This window comes from Mesorhizobium sp. RSR380A (genome assembly GCF_054719385.1).
In genome coordinates this window covers 719,409-737,214 of the sequence record NZ_JBTTIB010000001.1, presented here as the reverse complement: position 1 = coordinate 737,214, position 17,806 = coordinate 719,409, and the positions used below count along the sequence as shown (strand labels likewise).

At 63.2% G+C, this 17,806-nt stretch carries 15 protein-coding genes and 1 pseudogene; 12 read left to right on the top strand and 4 right to left on the bottom strand.

Translation table 11 applies throughout. The features are described from left to right. Window positions 1-35 precede the first annotated feature (35 nt). The 5 genes from ACYG9Z_RS03650 to ACYG9Z_RS03630 all read left to right on the top strand — a co-directional run bounded on the left by ACYG9Z_RS03650 (window position 36) and on the right by ACYG9Z_RS03630 (window position 6,173). On the top strand, window positions 36-1,328 hold the full coding sequence (locus ACYG9Z_RS03650) for an efflux RND transporter periplasmic adaptor subunit (protein WP_023751650.1): 1,293 nt from the start codon (window positions 36-38) through the stop codon (window positions 1,326-1,328). Next, window positions 1,325-4,486 carry an efflux RND transporter permease subunit gene (locus ACYG9Z_RS03645; RefSeq protein ID WP_460222874.1) on the top strand — a complete coding sequence of 1,054 codons (3,162 nt, stop codon included), beginning with the start codon at window positions 1,325-1,327 and terminating at the stop codon, window positions 4,484-4,486. Before ACYG9Z_RS03650 ends, ACYG9Z_RS03645 begins: the two co-directional genes overlap by 4 nt. 64 nt (window positions 4,487-4,550) lie before the next feature. Beyond that, window positions 4,551-5,156: a nitrile hydratase subunit alpha gene (gene nthA, locus ACYG9Z_RS03640; protein WP_023751649.1), complete on the top strand. Its 606-nt coding sequence runs from the start codon at window positions 4,551-4,553 to the stop codon at window positions 5,154-5,156. Next, a complete protein-coding gene (nthB, locus tag ACYG9Z_RS03635) occupies window positions 5,153-5,812 on the top strand; it encodes a nitrile hydratase subunit beta (RefSeq protein ID WP_023751648.1) in 660 nt (219 codons plus the stop codon). The genes nthA and nthB overlap by 4 nt, the downstream gene beginning before the upstream one ends. Further along, complete coding sequence (locus ACYG9Z_RS03630) at window positions 5,799-6,173, top strand: nitrile hydratase accessory protein (protein WP_023714737.1); 375 nt, start codon at window positions 5,799-5,801, stop codon at window positions 6,171-6,173. Before nthB ends, ACYG9Z_RS03630 begins: the two co-directional genes overlap by 14 nt. 41 nt (window positions 6,174-6,214) lie before the next feature. Here the strand turns inward: ACYG9Z_RS03630 and ACYG9Z_RS03625 are convergent, their stop codons facing one another. Continuing rightward, window positions 6,215-6,517: a hypothetical protein gene (locus tag ACYG9Z_RS03625; RefSeq protein WP_023751647.1), complete on the bottom strand. Its 303-nt coding sequence runs from the start codon at window positions 6,515-6,517 to the stop codon at window positions 6,215-6,217. A gap of 242 nt (window positions 6,518-6,759) precedes the next feature. Here ACYG9Z_RS03625 and ACYG9Z_RS03620 point away from each other — a divergent pair, with 242 nt between their 5' ends. Then, on the top strand, window positions 6,760-7,887 hold the full coding sequence (locus ACYG9Z_RS03620) for an ATP-dependent DNA helicase (protein WP_023668361.1): 1,128 nt from the start codon (window positions 6,760-6,762) through the stop codon (window positions 7,885-7,887). A gap of 20 nt (window positions 7,888-7,907) precedes the next feature. On the opposite strand, the gene ACYG9Z_RS03615 is transcribed toward ACYG9Z_RS03620, so the two are convergent. Then, window positions 7,908-8,327, bottom strand: a complete 420-nt coding sequence (locus ACYG9Z_RS03615; RefSeq protein WP_023682069.1) for a SpoIIAA family protein — start codon at window positions 8,325-8,327, stop codon at window positions 7,908-7,910. A 112-nt stretch (window positions 8,328-8,439) separates the two neighbouring features. On the opposite strand from ACYG9Z_RS03615, the gene ACYG9Z_RS03610 reads away from it, so the two are divergent. The 4 genes from ACYG9Z_RS03610 to ACYG9Z_RS03595 all read left to right on the top strand — a co-directional run bounded on the left by ACYG9Z_RS03610 (window position 8,440) and on the right by ACYG9Z_RS03595 (window position 14,309). Continuing rightward, on the top strand, window positions 8,440-9,180 hold the full coding sequence (locus ACYG9Z_RS03610; RefSeq protein ID WP_023702989.1) for a pyridoxine 5'-phosphate synthase: 741 nt from the start codon (window positions 8,440-8,442) through the stop codon (window positions 9,178-9,180). Window positions 9,181-9,257: 77 nt separating this feature from the next. Then, entirely contained in the window at window positions 9,258-11,171 is a 1,914-nt protein-coding gene (locus ACYG9Z_RS03605; protein ID WP_023823130.1) for a potassium transporter Kup, read from the top strand. 141 nt (window positions 11,172-11,312) lie between these two features. Beyond that, window positions 11,313-13,232, top strand: a complete 1,920-nt coding sequence (locus tag ACYG9Z_RS03600) for a potassium transporter Kup (protein WP_286459217.1) — start codon at window positions 11,313-11,315, stop codon at window positions 13,230-13,232. Between the two features lie 36 nt (window positions 13,233-13,268). Continuing rightward, the gene (locus tag ACYG9Z_RS03595) at window positions 13,269-14,309 is read left to right on the top strand and encodes an SDR family oxidoreductase (RefSeq protein ID WP_023668370.1); all 1,041 of its coding nucleotides are present in this window, start codon (window positions 13,269-13,271) and stop codon (window positions 14,307-14,309) included. Between the two features lie 50 nt (window positions 14,310-14,359). Here ACYG9Z_RS03595 and ACYG9Z_RS03590 read toward each other — a convergent pair whose 3' ends face one another. Next, on the bottom strand, window positions 14,360-15,250 hold the full coding sequence (locus tag ACYG9Z_RS03590; RefSeq protein ID WP_023706160.1) for an SDR family oxidoreductase: 891 nt from the start codon (window positions 15,248-15,250) through the stop codon (window positions 14,360-14,362). A gap of 138 nt (window positions 15,251-15,388) precedes the next feature. On the opposite strand from ACYG9Z_RS03590, the gene ACYG9Z_RS03585 reads away from it, so the two are divergent. After that, a complete protein-coding gene (locus ACYG9Z_RS03585) occupies window positions 15,389-15,796 on the top strand; it encodes a winged helix-turn-helix transcriptional regulator (RefSeq protein ID WP_023690335.1) in 408 nt (135 codons plus the stop codon). 75 nt (window positions 15,797-15,871) lie between these two features. Then, window positions 15,872-17,107: pseudogene (locus ACYG9Z_RS03580) on the top strand (FAD-dependent oxidoreductase); the annotation flags it as partial. Here ACYG9Z_RS03580 and ACYG9Z_RS03575 read toward each other — a convergent pair. Continuing rightward, entirely contained in the window at window positions 17,070-17,792 is a 723-nt protein-coding gene (locus ACYG9Z_RS03575; protein WP_198020710.1) for a glutathione S-transferase family protein, read from the bottom strand. The pseudogene ACYG9Z_RS03580 and the gene ACYG9Z_RS03575 sit on opposite strands and share 38 nt — an antisense overlap. Between the last annotated feature and the right edge of the window lie 14 nt (window positions 17,793-17,806).

The window sequence follows — 17,806 nt, the reverse complement described above, 5'->3', positions numbered from 1 at the left end:
GGGTTCGGCGTGTCGGATCATAGGGCTTTTAGTCGATGCGCGGAAAAGTCGTTCTGGCGGTGGTGGTGGCAGCGGCCTGTGTCGCCGCGGCATGGGTCTATTTTTCGCCGGCGGCAATGAGCAGTCTGCAGCAGATGCTGCCGGGCAGGCAGGCGGCAGCAACGGACAAGCCGGCTGGATCGGACAAGGCTTCGGCCGACAAGGCTGGGGCCAAATCCGGCGCCGGCGGCAATGCCGCCCGTTCGGCCTCGATCGTTTCCGCCACCGCGACGACAGCCGATTTCCCGATCCGCCGCTATGCCATCGGCTTCGTGTCGTCGCCGGCCGTGGTCAACATCAACGCCCGCGTGTCCAGCCAGATCGTATCGATCGACGTCAAGGACGGCCAGATGGTGAAGGCGGGCGACCTTTTGTTCTCGCTCGACGACCGGGCGCTAAAGGCGCAGCTTGCCAAGGATCAGGCGACGCTCGCCAAGGACCAGGCCCTGCTGACCAGTTCGGGCTCCGACCTCCAGCGCGCCAAGGATCTCGTCGCCAAGCAGGCCGGCACGCAGCAGACCTACGATCAGGCGGTGGCGGCGCAAAAGGCTGCCGCGGCGACGGTCGATGCCGACAAGGCGACGATCGACGCCGACAATGTCCAGCTCGGCTTCGCCAGCATCAAGGCGCCGATTGCCGGCCGGCTGGGGGCGGTCAACGTTTCGGTCGGTGACCTGGTCACCTTGAGCAACGGCAACTCGAGCACGGCCACGCCGCTGGTGACGATCACCGAGATGGATCCGCTGCAAGTCAACTTCAATCTGCCGGAGAGCAACCTGGCGCTGCTGCACAAGGCGCTGGCCAACCCGCAGCAAGGCGCGGTGACGCTCACCAAGGATGGCGATCCGACGCCGATCGGCAAGGGCACGCTCGACTTCGTCGATTCCAGCGTCGACACCGCGTCCGGCACCATCGCGACACGGGCGAGCATTCCCAACGCCGATCTTTCACTGTGGCCCGGCCAGTATGTGAATGTCGTGCTCGACGCCGGCATCATGCCGCAGATGACATCCATCCCGACCGTTGCCGTGCAGCCCAGCCAGAAGGGTCCGTTCGTCTATGTCGTGAAGCCCGACAATACGGTCGAGATGCGGCCTGTGCAGGTGGCGCTGACCGAAGGCGAAAACAGCGCCATCAGCGAGGGCGTCAAGTCAGGCGAGAAGGTTGTCGTCGAGGGCCAAACCAGGCTGAAGGACGGCGCCAGCGTGCATGAAGGCAAGGCGGCCGGCGGTGACCAGGCCGCGCCCAAGGTCGCCGAAGCGGCTAAGGCCGGCGGGGCCGCCCAATGATTTCCGAATTCTGCATAAGAAGGCCTGTCGCCACGCTGCTGATGTCACTCGCCCTCGTGCTGGGCGGGCTGTTTGCCTATAAGTTCCTGCCGGTGGCGGCATTGCCGAGCGCCGAATTCCCGGTCGTCAACGTCTCGGCCAACCTGGCCGGCGCTTCGCCTGAAACCATGGCGACATCGGTGGCGACGCCGCTGATCAAGCAGTTCGCCACAATTGCCGGCATCGATTCGATCTCAACCAGCAATTCGCTGGGACGCACGTCCATTGCCATCCAGTTCGTGCTCAACCGGGATATCGACGCGGCGGCCGCCGATGTGCAGGCGGCGATCGCGCGCACGCAGCGGCAGTTGCCGCCGGAGATGACGTCGCCGCCGAGTTATCGCAAGGTCAATCCGGCCGACGCGCCGATCCTTCTGATGTCGCTGGTCAGCGACACGGTTCCGCTCACCGACCTCGACGCCTTCGCCGAAAATGTCATCTCGCCGTCTCTGTCGACCATCGACGGCGTGGCGCAGGTGTCGATCTTCGGCCAGCAGAAATATGCGGTGCGCGTGCAGATCGACCCGACGGCGCTGGCGGCACGCGGCATTTCGATCGACCAGCTGCAGACGGCAATCGCGTCGGCCAACTCCAACACGCCGCTCGGCGTCTTGCAGAACGACAAGCAGCAGCTGACCATCACGGCCAACACGCAGCTCACCGATGCGGCGGGATTTTCCAACCTCATCATCGCCACCAAGAACGGCCATCCGGTGCGGCTGGGCGAGGTGACGCGCGTCATCGACTCGGTCGAGACCACGACGACTGCAAGCTGGTACGACGGCACGCGCGCCATCATCCTGGCGGTGCAGCGCCAGCCCGACGCCAACACGGTCGACGTCGTCGACAAGGTCAAGGCGATGCTGCCGTCGTTCAAGGACCAAATGCCGGCCGCCGCCGACATCAAGCTGCTCAACGACCGTTCGACCTCGATCCGCCAGGCCGTCGACGACGTCCAGTTCACGCTGCTGTTGACCATCGCTTTGGTGGTGATGGTGATCTTCGTCTTCCTGCGCCGGGTGACCGCAACCATCATCCCGGCCGTGGCGGTGCCGATTTCGCTGATCGCGACGCTGGGCGCCATGTTCCTGTTCGGCTTTTCCATCGACAACATCTCGCTGATGGGCCTGACGCTCGCAGTCGGCCTCGTCGTCGACGACGCCATCGTCATGCTGGAAAACATCTTTCGCCATATGGAGGAGGACGGTCTCTCGGCCTTCGATGCCTCGCTGAAAGGCGCGCGCGAGATCGGCTTCACCATCATCTCGATCTCGATCTCGCTGGTGGCGGTGTTCATCCCCGTGCTTTTGATGGGCGGCGTCATCGGCCGCATCTTCAACGAATTCGCCGTCGTGGTGACGGTCGCCATCCTGGCTTCGATGTTCGTGTCGCTGACACTGACGCCAATGCTGTGTTCGCGCTTGCTGTCGGTGACCAAGGCCGATCGCGACAAGCATGCCCCCGGCCACAAGCAGGATATCGTCACCCGCGGCTATGACCAGCTTTTGACCTTCTGCCTGCGCCACACTTTTCTGGTGTTCCTCGTCTTCGCCGGCACGGCGGCAGGGTCGGTCTGGCTGATCGAGGTCTCGCCGAAAGGCTTTTTCCCGCAAGAGGATATCGGCCAGATCTCGGTTACGACGACCGCCAGGCAGGACATCTCCTACGACGCCATGGTCAAGCTGCAGAACCAGGCGGCAAGTGTCTTCTCGCATTCGCCCTATGTCTCGCATGTCGCCTGGTCAGCCGGCGGCGGCAACAATGCGCTGAACCAGGGCCAGCTCTATGTGCAGCTGAAGGACAAGAGCCAGCGCCCCGACATCGACAAGGTGCTGTCGGATCTGCGGCGGCAACTGGCCACTGTGCCGGGGATCGATGCCTATATGCAGCCGGTGCAGAACCTGCGGCTTGGCGCGCGTTCTTCCGCCAGCGCCTACCAGCTCGTCGTTCAGGGCCTCGATACCGGCTTGACCGACACATGGGCGCAAAAGCTCGACGATGCGATGGCGGCCGATCATGCCAATTTCACCGACGTCACCAGCGATTTGCAGAACAATTCATTGCAGGCGACGCTGGTGGTCGATCGCGACAAGGCGGCCTCGCTCGGCATCGACACCGACACGCTGCGCTCCAGTCTCTATGGCGGCTTCGGCACGGAGCAGGTCTCGACGATCTTCGGCTCGGCCGACAGCTACGAAGTCATCATGGAGCTCGATCCCAACATCGAATGGTCGCCCGAGCGCATGCTGGCCATCCAGGTCAGGACGGCAAGCGGCAGCCTGGTGCCGCTCGGCGCCTTTGCCCGCGTCGACCGCACCGCCGGCGCGCTGACGGTCAACCAGCTCGGCCAGCTGCCGGCGGTGACCATCTCCTACAACCTGCCGCAAGGCGTGGCGCTGGGCGACAGCACGGCCCGCATCGCCGCGCTGAAGGAGCAGATCGGCATGCCGCCGGCGATTTCGACCAGCTTTGCCGGCACCGCCAAGACCTTCCAGGATTCGCTGGCCAATCAGGGCCTGCTGATCGGCGGCGCCATTCTGACCATCTATATCGTACTCGGCATCCTCTATGAGAGCTTTATCCATCCGCTGACCATTCTGACCGGCCTGCCTTCGGCGGTGCTGGGCGCCGTGGTCGCGCTGCGCTTTGCCGGCATGGACCTGTCGGTGATCGCGGTGATCGGCATCCTGATGCTGATCGGCATCGTCAAGAAGAACGGCATCATGATGGTCGACGTCGCGCTGGAGCTGCGACGAGAAGGCATGTCGGCCAAGGAGTCCATACACAAGGCGTGCCTGATGCGTTTCAGGCCGATCATGATGACGACGTTGGCGGCGCTGATGGGCACGTTCCCGATCGCGCTCGGCACCGGCGCCAGTGCTGAGCTGCGCCAGCCGCTCGGTGTCGCGGTGGTTGGCGGTCTCCTGGCGTCGCAGGCGCTGACGCTGTTCGTCACCCCTGTCATCTATGTCTATTTCGAGAATTTCTCCGGCTGGCTGGTGAGCTTCTTCTCTTCGAAAAAGAACAGGCCGGAGCTGCATGCGGTCGAGAGCGGCGAGCAGGCCTCGCTGTTCGCTCCCGAGGATCGGCTCGAGCCGCAAAGGGCCGCCGCCGAATAGGCGATAGCCCGTGGCCCAAGCTGTCATGCTTGCGGCCGCGTGCCGCCGATCCTAATCTGAGGTCATGTCCCATGATCATGACCACGACAACGAACTCGACCCGTTTGCGGCGCGCGTGCGCGCGCTGGAGACCATCCTCACCGAAAAAGGCCTGATCGATCCGGCCGCGATCGACGTCATCGTCGACACCTATGAGACCAAGATCGGACCCCGCAACGGCGCCAGGGTGGTGGCGAAAGCCTGGAGCGATCCGGCCTATGCCGAGTGGCTGAAGCGCGATGCGACGGGAGCGATCGCGTCGCTGAGCTATAGCGGCCGCCAGGGCGAGCACATGCAGGCGGTGTTCAACACGGACGAGACGCACAACCTCGTCGTCTGCACGCTGTGCTCCTGCTATCCGTGGTCGGTGCTCGGGCTGCCGCCGGTCTGGTACAAGGCACCGCCCTATCGCTCGCGGGCGGTGATCCATCCCCGCGGCGTGCTCGAAGAGTTCGGGCTGACCTTGCCGGCGGAGAAAAACATTCGCGTCTGGGATTCGACTGCCGAACTGCGCTATCTCGTGGTGCCGATGCGGCCTGGCGGTACCGAAGGCTGGAGTGAGGACCAGCTCGCCGAACTGGTGAGCCGCGATGCGATGATCGGCACGGCGGTGGCGAGAGAACCGGCATGAACGGGCCGCAGGATCTCGGTGGGCAGATGGGTTTCGGGCCGGTCGCGCCCGAAAGGAACGAGCCTTACTTCCATGCCGACTGGGAGCGGCGGGCGCTGGGCGTGACGCTGACCGCCGGCGCCATGGGCGCCTGGAACATCGACGAGAGCCGGCACGCCAGGGAATCGGTGCATCCGGCCGTCTATTATTCCTCGAGCTACTACCAGATCTGGATCAAAGCGCTCGAGGTGCTGCTGAAGCGCCATGGCTTCGTCAGCGAGCGCGATCTGACGGAGGGTCGGGCGGTCGATCCGGCGGCGACGCCCAAAAGGGTGTTGAAGGCCGAAAACGTGCCGGCGGTACTGGCCAAGGGAGGACCTTGCGACCGGCCGGTCGAGACGGCGCCGCGCTTCAAGGCCGGCGACCCGGTGCGGACAAGGAATTTCAATCCCACCGGCCACACAAGGCTACCGCGTTATGCGCGCGGCAAGCACGGAGTGATCGAGGCCGTGCGTGACGGTTTTGTGTTCCCCGACAGCAACGCGCATGGCAACGGTGAAAACCCGCAATGGGTCTATACCGTGGTCTTCGATGGCTCGGAAATCTGGGGCGAGGGCGCCGACCCGACGCTGACCGTCTCGATCGATGCCTGGGAGAGCTATCTTGAGCCGGCCTGAAGGTGCATTGCCGGCGGGTCTGGACGAACCGGTATTCGCCGAACCCTGGCAGGCCGAAGCCTTCGCCATGACGGTGGCGCTGCATGACAAGGGCCTGTTTTCGTGGAGCGAATGGGCCGATGCGCTGTCGGCGCAAGTGAAGAAGCCGGGCGCCGCAAGCGACGGCCACGACTACTACGAGCATTGGCTGGCTGCGCTGGAGACGCTGCTGGAGGCCAAGGGCGTCGCGGGAAAAAGTGACGTCGACACGCTCGCCGCCGCCTGGGAACGCGCCGCGCATGCAACCCCGCACGGCAAGCCGATTTTGTTGGAGAACGATCCCGGGCCGACCAGAGGTAGCGGCGGCGGCGCGAACATATAGTCCGCCTGTGGTTGGTGTTTGAAATCTGGCGGCCGATACAACTAATTTTCGACGACCATGCCTTCGTCGTCCCCATAGACAAACGCCTCAACGACGGCGAAGCGGCCACGGTTTTTGGAATTGGCGACGAAGTCGTTGTCAGCCAAGTGGAGGATCACTTGCTCGTCGCTGATGGTAACACGTTCTATGGTTCTGGCATTTTCGTCACTCAGACAGGCCGTGACCTCGGTATATATCGCGAACCCTGCGTCATCCGACAAGGAGACAACGATGCCATAACCAGGTTCGCCGATTTCGATCTTCTTTATCGACTTTCCGATCAGCCTGTCTGCGAACGACCTCATCAATATCCTCGCTTATAGGTGTCTGCGCCGATCTGCATCTCGATCATGTCCGTGATAGTGGCATTGCCCGATCTAGGTTCAAATGCCTGAATTCAAATCGTTCGTTATCCGCTTGCATGTTCACTTTACGTTCGCATTTGCGCCTGCTAGTTTGTCCCGTTGAAGGTGAGGCAATCCCATCGTTTTAAGCGGTGGTTGGCACCAAGCTTGTCTTTCTCTCGCGAATCCGGTCTGTCGAATCGATGGAATTCTCTCCCCAACAGGATGAGGCGTTGAAGGCGGTGGCGCGCTGGCTGAAAGAGGGCCGGCCGCAGGTCTTCCGGCTGTTCGGCTATGCCGGCACCGGCAAGACCACGCTGGCGCGCTATTTTGCCGAGCATGTCGACGGGCAGGTGCAGTTCGCCGCCTTCACCGGCAAGGCGGCGCAGGTGCTGCGTTCCAAGGGCGCGGTCAATGCCCGCACCATCCATTCGTTGATCTACCGGCCGAAGGGCGAGGAATCGGTGTCGGACGAGGTGACCGGCAAGACCTCGATGTCGCCGACCTTCTCGCTCAATCGGCAAAGTCCTATTTCACGGGCGAAGCTGGTGGTCATCGACGAATGCTCGATGGTCGACGAGCAGCTTGGCCGCGACCTTCTGAGTTTTGGCACGCCGATCCTGGTGCTTGGCGATCCGGCGCAGCTGCCGCCGATCTCGGGCGGCGGCTTTTTCACCGAGCATGAGCCGGATGTGCTCTTGACCGAAATCCACCGCCAGGCGCGCGACAATCCGATCATCCAGCTGGCGCTCGACGTGCGCGAGGGCCGCGAGTTCATGCGTGGCGACTACGGCACCGCGCAGGTCATCGGCAAGGAGGACGTCACCCAGGAGCTGGTGCTGAAGGCGGACCAGGTGTTGGTCGGCACCAACCGCACACGCCGCCGCTACAATCAGCGCCTGCGCGAGCTGAAGGGTTTCAATGCCGATTATCCGCAGGCCGGAGACAAGCTGGTCTGCCTGCGCAACGACCCCGCCAAGGGCCTGCTCAACGGTTCGCTGTGGAAGGTGATGACCTCGTCGCGCGAGACGGTGAAGCCGGGCATCAACCTTCTGGTCTCGCCCGAGGAGGACGATCCCGACCGCGGCGTCGCCAAGATCAAGCTGCTCAAGTCGGCTTTCGAGGATCCGGACGCCGATATCCCCTGGCAGCAGAAGAAGCGCTTTGACGATTTCGACTATGGCTACGCGCTGACCGTGCACAAGGCGCAGGGTTCGCAGTGGAACGACGTCGTTCTATTCGACGAGAGCTGGGCATTCAAGGAAACCCGCCAGCGCTGGCTTTATACCGCCATCACGCGGGCGGCAGAGCGGCTGACGATTGTTAGATAGCTGGCGTTAGATAGCCGGCGTCAGGTAGCAGCCGGCGCAGCAGGGCTGAGTGGCGTCGCGCCCAGCCATTGCCAGGCATCCGCTTCGTCCTCGGCCGCGAAGTGCCTGAACTCGATGGGTGGCGAAGCCGGAAGGAAGTTCCGCGCATCCGCTATCCAGTCGGGCTCACCGATCGTCGCGCACCGGGCGATATGCTCTAGCGCATGCACCGTACCTTGTTTCAGCGTCTCGTCGTCCATATCGATCCAGTCGACGCCCTCATGATCGACCAGCCGCACCAAGACGTCGATCCTCGGGTGCAGCGCGTAGGCAGCCTCCAGCAATCCAAACAGATTTTCGCCGTCGGCGGCCGAGACATGGCCGACGACGTCGATGGCGAAAAGGTCCTCACGGTCGGTTTCCAGGCGGCGGATCGCGGGCACGGATTGGAGAAAATTCATTGGCTGGGTTCCCCCTTGCGAGCAGATGTCACCACTGGAACACCCGAAAGCCCCTGTCTGTTCCCATCAAAGGCAGTATAGATGCGCTGCACAAACAGCCGGACCTCACGCCATGCCCGCGAAACTCTCGGTCAATCTCAACGCCATCGCCATGCTGCGCAACCGCCGCGACCTGCCGTGGCCGAGCGTCACCGGGCTCGGCCGCCTAGCGCTTGCCGCCGGCGCGCACGGGCTGACGGTTCATCCGCGGCCCGACGAGCGCCACACCAGGCATTCCGACCTGCCGGAGATCCGGGCGTTGATCGACGACGAGTTTCCCAAGGCGGAATTCAACATCGAGGGCTACCCGACCGAGGATTTTCTGGCGCTTGTGGAAAGGCACCAGCCGGAGCAGGTGACGCTGGTGCCCGACGATCCGGCGCAGGCGACATCAGACCATGGCTGGAACTTTGCCGCCGAGGCGGCGTTCCTTAACCCGATCGTCAAGCGTCTGAAAAAAGGGGGCTTCCGCGTGTCGCTGTTTTCCGATCCGGATCCCACCGGCGTCAATGCCGCGCGCGATACCGGCGCCGACCGCATCGAGCTCTATACCGGGCCCTACGGCAGCTACCATTCCGATTCCGCCAAGGCGCGGAAGGAGCTGGAAAGATTGGGAAAAACCGCGGATGCCGCACTCGCCGCCGGGCTCCAGGTCAATGCCGGGCACGATCTGGTGGTGAACAACCTTCCGGCATTGGCAAAGCGCATTCCGGCATTGGCCGAAGTGTCTATCGGACACGGGTTGACAGCCGATGCGTTGGAGTATGGCATGGCCGGCACGGTGGGGCGGTTTCTGAAGGCTTGCGGTTGGTAGCGGTGGAAGGCTCGTGTCGAAGGTGATATCGCATGACAGCAAGCAAGGCGCACCGCGCGGTGATCGGGGAGTAGTCGATGGCTCTTTCCAGCATCGGTAGCGAGGCTGAACCCGTCGAACAACCGAACCACTCCCACACTGAACAGCACAGCACCAAAGTTCTGATGCTGGGCGCGCTTGGCGTCGTCTATGGCGATATCGGCACCAGCCCGATCTATGCCTTCCGCGAGGCGCTTCACGCTTCGCCTGGTACCGACACGCGCATAGATGTCCTGGGCGTGCTGTCGCTGATCGTCTGGGCGCTGACGATTATCGTCACCATAAAATACGTCGCTTTCGTGCTTCGCGCCGACAACAAGGGCGAGGGCGGCACGCTGTCCCTGATGGCGCTGGCGCGCAGCGCCTATCCAAAAGGCGCCAAGCTTATCCTCGGCATCGGACTTTGCGGGGCGTCGCTTTTTTTCGGAGACGCTATCATAACTCCGGCCATTTCCGTGCTGTCGGCAGTTGAGGGCCTGGAAGTGGTGACACCGACGCTGGAGGCCTATGTCGTTCCGATCACCTTGGTCATCCTGGCATTTCTGTTCTCCGTGCAGCGCTTCGGCACGGGGAAGGTGGCGGCAGTATTCGGGCCGGTGACGGCGCTATGGTTCCTGGCCATCGGCGTTTCCGGGCTCTACCACCTGATGGATGATCCTTCGGTGCTGTTGGCGATCAACCCGTATTATGCGATCGCCTACTTAGCCGGCACGCCGACCGCCGCTTTCGTGACCGTTGGTGCAGTGTTCCTGGCGGTAACGGGGGCCGAGGCGCTTTATGTCGACCTTGGACATTTCGGGCGCAAGCCGATCGTGCTCGCGTGGTTTTCCGTGGTGTTTCCTTGCCTGCTGCTCAACTACTTCGGCCAGGGCGCCTTTGTATTGGCGAATGGCGGCAGGCCGACCAATCCATTCTTCGAGATGTTGCCGGATTGGGCGCTGATGCCAATGGTCGGCTTGGCAACGGCCGCCACCGTGATCGCCAGTCAGGCGGTGATCTCGGGTGCTTTTTCGCTGGCACGTCAGGCAGTGCAACTCAACCTGCTGCCCCGCATCGAGGTGCAGCACACGTCCGAAATGCAGAGCGGCCAGATTTATATGCCGCGCGTTAACCTGCTCATCGCCCTGGGAGTGATGCTGCTGGTTGTCGGCTTCGGCAGCTCGAGTTCGCTGGCTTCCGCTTACGGAATTTCGGTGACCGGCGAGATGCTGATGACAACCATTCTGCTGTTCGTTGTCATGCGCAATTTGTGGAAATGGCAGCTTGGGCTCGCCCTGGCATTGGCGCTGCTGTTCGGCACCATCGACATGGGTTTCTTCCTGGCGAATGTCGTCAAGATCGTGGAAGGCGGATGGGTGTCAATATCCGTTGCCTGCCTCATGGGGCTGATCATGACCACCTGGATACGCGGCAGCCGCTATCTCTTCGACAAGACCCGGCGCAACGAAATCCCGCTCGATTTCCTCGCCGGCAATCTGTTGAAGAAGAAGCCGCAGCTGGTGTCCGGCACCGCCGTGTTCCTGACCAGCGATCCGCAAAGCGCGCCGACAGCGCTGATGCACAGCCTGAAGCACTACAAGGTGCTGCACGAGCAGAACGTCATTCTGTCGGTGGTCACCGCACCGCAGCCGCTGGTGCCCGACAGCGAACGGGTCAAGATGGAGACAGTCAACGAGTTGTTCATGCGGGTGACGCTGACCTTCGGCTATATGGAGCAGCCCAACATTCCGCGCGCGCTGGCGATCTGCCGCAAGCAGGGCTGGAAGTTCGACATCATGACGACTTCGTTCTTCCTGTCGCGGCGCTCGCTCAAGGCATCGCCCAATTCCGGCATGCCGGTGTGGCAGGACAAGCTGTTCATCGGGCTCGCCCGCTCGGCGGCCGATGCGACGGAGTATTTCCAGATCCCGACCGGACGTGTGGTCGAGATCGGCACGCAGGTGGCGATCTGAGGTTTCCGGCAGCCTTTGACGCCACGCACCGGTCATTGCGGGGCAAGCCCTGCGCTGGGAACATGGTAGCCCTACCGTCACGGCACTTGATATTGCATCGCAGCAAGCGTAGAGCACCGCGCGCTTATCGGAGTGTCGTCCATGGCCCTTACCAATGCTGGTATTGAGGCAGAACCCGTCGAACAATCGAGCCATCCCGAAATCGAACAGCACAGCACCAAAGTTCTGATGCTGGGCGCGCTCGGTGTGGTCTATGGCGACATCGGCACCAGCCCGATCTACGCCTTCCGGGAAGCGCTTGTTGCGTCCTCCGGCGGCGAAATCGCCGAGCGCGGCGATATTCTGGGCGTGCTGTCGCTGATCATCTGGTCGTTGACGATTATCGTCACCATCAAATACATCATGTTTGTGCTCAGAGCCGACAACCGAGGCGAGGGCGGCGTGCTGTCGCTGATGGCACTGGCGCGCGGCAGTTTCCCGACCCGCTCGGCGATCATCCTGGCCATCGGTATTGTCGGCGCGTCATTGTTCTTCGGTGACGCCGTCATCACGCCGGCAATCTCGGTGCTTTCGGCGGTTGAAGGCATGAATGTCGTTACCCCGACCTTCCAGCCCTACGTCGTGCCGCTGACGCTGGTCATCCTTGCGATCCTGTTTTCGGTGCAGCGCTTCGGGACCGGCGGTGTGGCGCTGATCTTCGGGCCGATCACGGCGGTCTGGTTCCTGGCTATCGGTCTTTCGGGCTTGAACCACATCATCGCCGATCCCGAAATCCTGTGGGCGGTCAGCCCGCACTACATCGTCGCCTTCCTGATCAATTCGCCCGATGTCGCCTTCGTGACCATCGGCGCCATCTTCCTCGCCGTCACCGGTGCCGAAGCGCTTTATGCCGATCTGGGCCATTTCGGCCGCAAGCCCATCGTGCTCGCCTGGCTGGCCATCGTGTTTCCCTGCCTGCTGCTAAACTATGCCGGGCAGGGCGCTTTCGTGCTGGCGAAGAACGGTCACGTCGGCCACCCATTCTTCGAGATGAACGAAGGCTGGACGCTGATCCCGATGGTGGTGCTGGCCACTGCCGCGACGGTTATCGCCAGCCAGGCGGTCATATCGGGCGCCTTCTCGCTGACCAGGCAGGCGGTGCAGCTCAATATGCTGCCGCGCCTCGAAATCCTGCACACGTCGGAACGGCAGTCGGGCCAGATCTACATGCCGCGCGTCAATGTTTTGCTGGCGTTGGCGGTGATGTTGCTGGTCGTCGGTTTCGGCGAATCGAGCAAGCTCGCCTCCGCCTATGGCATCTCGGTGACCGGCAACATGTTGGTGACGACGGTGCTGCTGTTCGTCGTCATGACCCGCATCTGGAAATGGCGGCTGTGGGTGGCGGTCGCCATGACGGCGCTGTTCGGCTTCATCGACATCGGCTTCTTCGCCTCCAACATCGTGAAGGTGTTCGAGGGCGGCTGGGCGTCGCTTGCGGTGGCCTTCACCATCGTTCTGGCGATGTGGACCTGGGTGCGCGGCAGCCGCTATCTGTTCGACAAGACCCGGCGCAACGAAATCCCGCTCGATTTCCTCGCCGGCAATCTGCTGAAGAAGAAGCCGCAGCTGGTGTCCGGCACCGCCGTGTTCCTGACCAGCGATCCGCAAAGCGCGCCGACAGCGCTGATGCACAGCCTGAAGCACTACAAGGTGCTGCACGAGCAGAACGTCATTCTGTCGGTGGTCACCGCACCGCAGCCGCTGGTGCCCGACAGCGAGCGGGTCAAGATGGAGACAGTCAACGAGTTGTTCATGCGGGTGACGCTGACCTTCGGCTATATGGAGCAGCCCAACATTCCGCGCGCGCTGGCGATCTGCCGCAAGCAGGGCTGGAAGTTCGACATCATGACGACGTCGTTCTTCCTGTCGCGGCGCTCGCTCAAAGCATCGCCCAATTCCGGCATGCCGGTGTGGCAGGACAAGCTGTTCATCGGGCTCGCCCGCTCGGCGGCCGATGCGACGGAGTATTTCCAGATCCCGACCGGACGTGTGGTCGAGATCGGCACGCAGGTGGCGATCTAAGGGGTCTCGAAGGGATAAATCGTCGAGGAGGCTAATATGAGCGGCGAATTGGTGCTGGTCACCGGCGGGTCCGGCTTCCTCGGCGCTCACTGCATCCTCGAACTGTTGAAGGCCGGCTACCGCGTCCGCACCTCCGTGCGATCGGCCAGGCGCGAAGCCGATGTGCTCGCCATGCTCAAGGCAGGTGGCACGGAGCCCGGTGACGCCCTTTCATTCGCCCATGCCGATCTGATGGCCGACGCAGGCTGGCCGGCGGCGGTGGCCGGCTGCGATTACGTGCTGCATGTCGCATCGCCTTTTCCGCCCGGCGTGCCCACGCATGAGGATGACCTGATCCTTCCGGCGCGCGAGGGCGCGTTGCGCGTGCTGCGGGCGGCGCGGGATGCCGGGGTCAGGCGCGTCGTGCTCACCTCATCCTTCGCGGCCGTCGGCTATGGCAAGATGCGCGCGGATGGGCAGCCTTTCAACGAGGAAAACTGGACCGATCCGGCAGGCAAGGTCAGCGCCTATGTGAAGTCCAAGACGCTCGCCGAGCGCGCGGCCTGGGATTTCATCGCCGAGCAGGGCGGCGCGCTGGAGCTTGCGGTCGTCAATCCCGTTGGCATCTTTGGACCGGTGCTCGGCGCGGACCATTCGACCTCGACCGAATTTGTCCAGCGCATGCTGAACGGCGCCGTGCCTGGGCTGCCGCGCCTGTCCTTCGGCGTCGTCGACGCGCGCGACGTGGCGGATCTGCATGTTCGCGCCATGACCCACCCCGCCGCCAAGGGCGAACGGTTCCTCGCTGTCGCCGGCGATTTCATGACAGTGCGCGAGATCGCGCAGACCCTGAAGACGCGGCTCGGGCCGGCGGCGTCGCGCGTCTCGACGCGGGAGTTTCCCGATTGGCTGGTGCGCATCATCGGGCTGTTCAATCCGGAAGCGGCACAACTCGCAACGGAACTGGGCAAGATCAAGAACGCCACCAACGCCAAGGCGGTGCGCGTGCTCGGCTGGGCGCCACGCTCGCGCGAAGATGCGTTGACTGCCACGGGCGAAAGCCTGATCCGGCTGGGACTGGTCAAGCGACGTAAGTAATTGTGCGGGAGGCCGAACCTTAAGGGCTCGGCGTCCCGCAACGGCAGCTTTCAGCCGGCCAGTGCAGCCTTGTTCGTCTCCAGAAACTGCTTCAGCGGCACCGACTTTCGGCCGGAGAGTTTTTCGACCGCGTCTGTCACCATGCCGAGGTCACCTGCGCGTGCGGCAGCGTCGAACGACACCAGCACCTTGGCGAAGGGTTCAGGCAGGCCGGCCGACTTCATTCCCTCGGTCAGGGCTTCGTCGGAAAGCTGGATGACCTTGATCGGCTTGCTGGTGACCTCGGTGACCAACGCCGCCACTTCGGCAGCCGTATACGCACTGGGGCCGGTGAGCGTGTAAGTCGCGCTTTCGCTGCTGTCCGAGGCGAGCCCCGCTGCGATCGCCGCCGCGAAATCGTCACGCGTGCCGTAGGAAATGGCGCCGTCGCCGGCGGAGGTGTACCACTGACCCGACGCCAGAACCTGCGGCAACGCCATGAACAGGTTCTCGTTATACCAGCCATTGCGGAATATCGTGTAGGGGATCCCGCTCGCCTTGATCGCCTGTTCGGTGTCGTAGTGGTCGGGCGCGAAAACAACCGGCGAACCAGGCTCGGGGTTGGGCATCGAGGTGTACAGCAGGTGGCCGACGCCAGCCTGTTTGGCCGCCGTCACCGCCGCAAGCTGCTGCTCGCGCCGCTTCCCCTGTACCTCAAGTTCGTTGGTCGAGATGACGAGTGCCCGGTCGGCTCCCGCGAAGGCCTCGGCAAGCGATTGCGGGTCGTTGAAGTCAGCGGCTCTGACGACGACGCCGCGCGCCGCCAGATCGGCAAGGTTGGCGGGTGTACGGGTGGTGGCGATGATGCGGTTTGCGGGGATCTTTAATGTGTCCAGCAGGTGGTTGATGACGCCGCGGCCAAGCTGGCCGGAAGCGCCGGTGACGAGAAGGGTTGCGGTCATGGGGGATCCTGAAATTGCGCCGGGTGGCGGGTGCTTCTGACAGTCTCAAAAAGAGACCAGCACTAAAATAAGAATTGACCGGCCACCGTAAAGAAGGCAGTTTTTAGGGAGGTAGGCACCGCCAGGGAACCAGCAGCCATGGACGGCAAGGTCGTCAATCTGAGAACCAAGCTCAATATATTCAAAGCCACCAGCGATGGCGCAAACATTGCCGATTGCCCGGTTCGCGACGTGATGCAGGGCGTGAACGGCAAATGGAGTTCGCTGCTGATGGCGGCGCTCGCAGAGCAGCCCTATCGTTTCGGCGAGTTGCGGCGCCTGGTGCCCGACATCTCGCAGCGCATGCTCACCCAGACGCTCCACGATCTGCAGCGCGACGGCTTTGTTCATCGCGAAGTGTTCCCGACCAAGCCGCCAAGCGTCGAATACAGCCTGACCGATCTCGGCCGTTCGATGTTCGGCGCCTTGCATCAATTGATCCTGTGGGCCGAACTCAACCATGGTGCGGTGCGCAAGGCGCGCGCTGCCTTCGACGCCGGTGGCTGATATTTTGGTCCATGCAGCAAAGGCTTGATTTGACAATGGCGCTGAAGGATTGTCCGGCCAGTAGTTGGGCGGGCAATGGAAAAATCTCTCGACATCGCGATTGCGGGCGCCGGCCCGGCGGGGCTCGCCACCGCGCTCTATCTCAAGCGCGCGGGCCACAACGTCACCATCTTCGAACGTTTCGAGGAACCCAAGCCCGTCGGTTCCGGACTGATCCTGCAGCCGACCGGGCTGAGCGTGCTCGCCGATCTCGGCCTGCTCGACGACATTCTGGCGCTGGGGAGCCGCATCGAGCGTCTGCATGGCGCCGAAGCCTCGAGCGGCCGCACCGTGCTCGCCGTGCGCTACGATGCGCAGCCTGGCGGCCGTTTCGGGCTGGCGGTGCACCGGGCGGCGTTGTTCAACATGTTGTTTCGCGCCGCGCAGCGCCAAGGCATCGCCATCGAAACCGGTGTCGAGATCGAGACGCTGGACGTCGGTGAGCGGGCGATCCTGATCTTCGACAAGAGCCGAACGGTGGGGGGCCGCAGGGCAGGGCCGTTCGACCTCGTGGTCGACGCCAGCGGCTCGCGTTCGAAGCTGCGCCGGTGCCTCAACGATCCGGCCCAGCCGCGGCAGCTCACTTACGGCGCGTTCTGGGCCTCGCTCGGCTGGCGCCAAGGCTTCGACGAAAATGCGCTGCTGCAGCGCTACGACAAGGCCAGCGTGATGATCGGCGTCCTGCCGATCGGCCGACCGGAACCGGGCGGGGAAAAGATGGCGGCGTTCTTCTGGAGCCTGAAGCCGGCGGATGCCGAAAACGTGCGCGCGGCAGGGCTCGACGCCTGGAAGGCGAGACTGGTCTCGCTGTGGCCACAGTGCGAGGCGTTCACCAGCCAGATCGACAGCTTCGACCAGCTGTCGCTGGCGCGCTACGGCCATCACACGATGAAGCTGCCGACCGGCCGCCGGCTGGCGGTGATCGGCGACGCCGCGCATTCGACCAGCCCGCAGCTCGGGCAAGGCGCCAACATGGCGCTGCTCGACGCGGCAGCGCTCAGCCATGCCTTGGCACAGACGGGCAACGTCGAGGCAGCGCTGGAAAGCTACGCCCGGGCGCGGCGATGGCATGTCCGGATCTTCCAGCTGCTGTCGCTGGCGCTGACGCCGTTCTACCAGTCGGACGGCACGATGCTGCCCTTCTTCCGCGACAGGCTGGTGGCAACCATCGCCAAAATCCCGCCAGTGCCAAGCGTGCTTGCCTCGATGGTGGCCGGCACGCTGATCGATCCGTTCAGGCGGATCGGGCTAGAGGAGGTGCACTGGCCAGATCATCCGGCGGGATCAGGGTCGAGAAAAGCGAATTTCTCGCACGCAGGAATAGACGCAGCCGCTGCGGATAGTCCGGCGCCACGGCACCCTTGATCGAGGCGCGTTCGCTCAACGCCTTGCGCCAGGCCTGGACCAATGGCTTGCCGTCCAGAATGCCGAAATTGCCGATCCGGTCGAAGGCGTCGAGATAGCGGAAGACCGGGCCGTAGACGGCATCGACGAGGCAAAAGCACTCGCCATTGAACCACGGTCCGGCCTGGTCGGCCAGTTCGTCCTCCAGACGATCGAACATGGCCGAAAGTGCCGTGGACTCTGCCAGGAAGGCGGCCTCCGTCGAAGCCGTGTAGAACCGGCCGATGGCGTTCAATGTCGCTGAGCCGAACTCGATCCAGGCGCGATGCCGGGCACGGGCGTAGGCGTCGGCCGGATGCAGAGGATTGGCTTGCGTCTCCTCGATGAATTCGAGAATAACGGCAGATTCGAAGATCACCGTCTCCTCGCCATTTGCGTGGACGATCAGCAGCGGCACCTTGCCCAGCGGCGAAATCGCCTTGAACCAGTCCGGCCTGTTGGCGAGGTCGATGGTGACACGCTCGAACGGTACGCCCTTCTCGGCCAGCGAGATCGCCGCGCGCTGCACATAGGGGCATAGATGATGGCTGACGAGAATGAGCTTGCCAGTCATTTCATTCTTCTCAG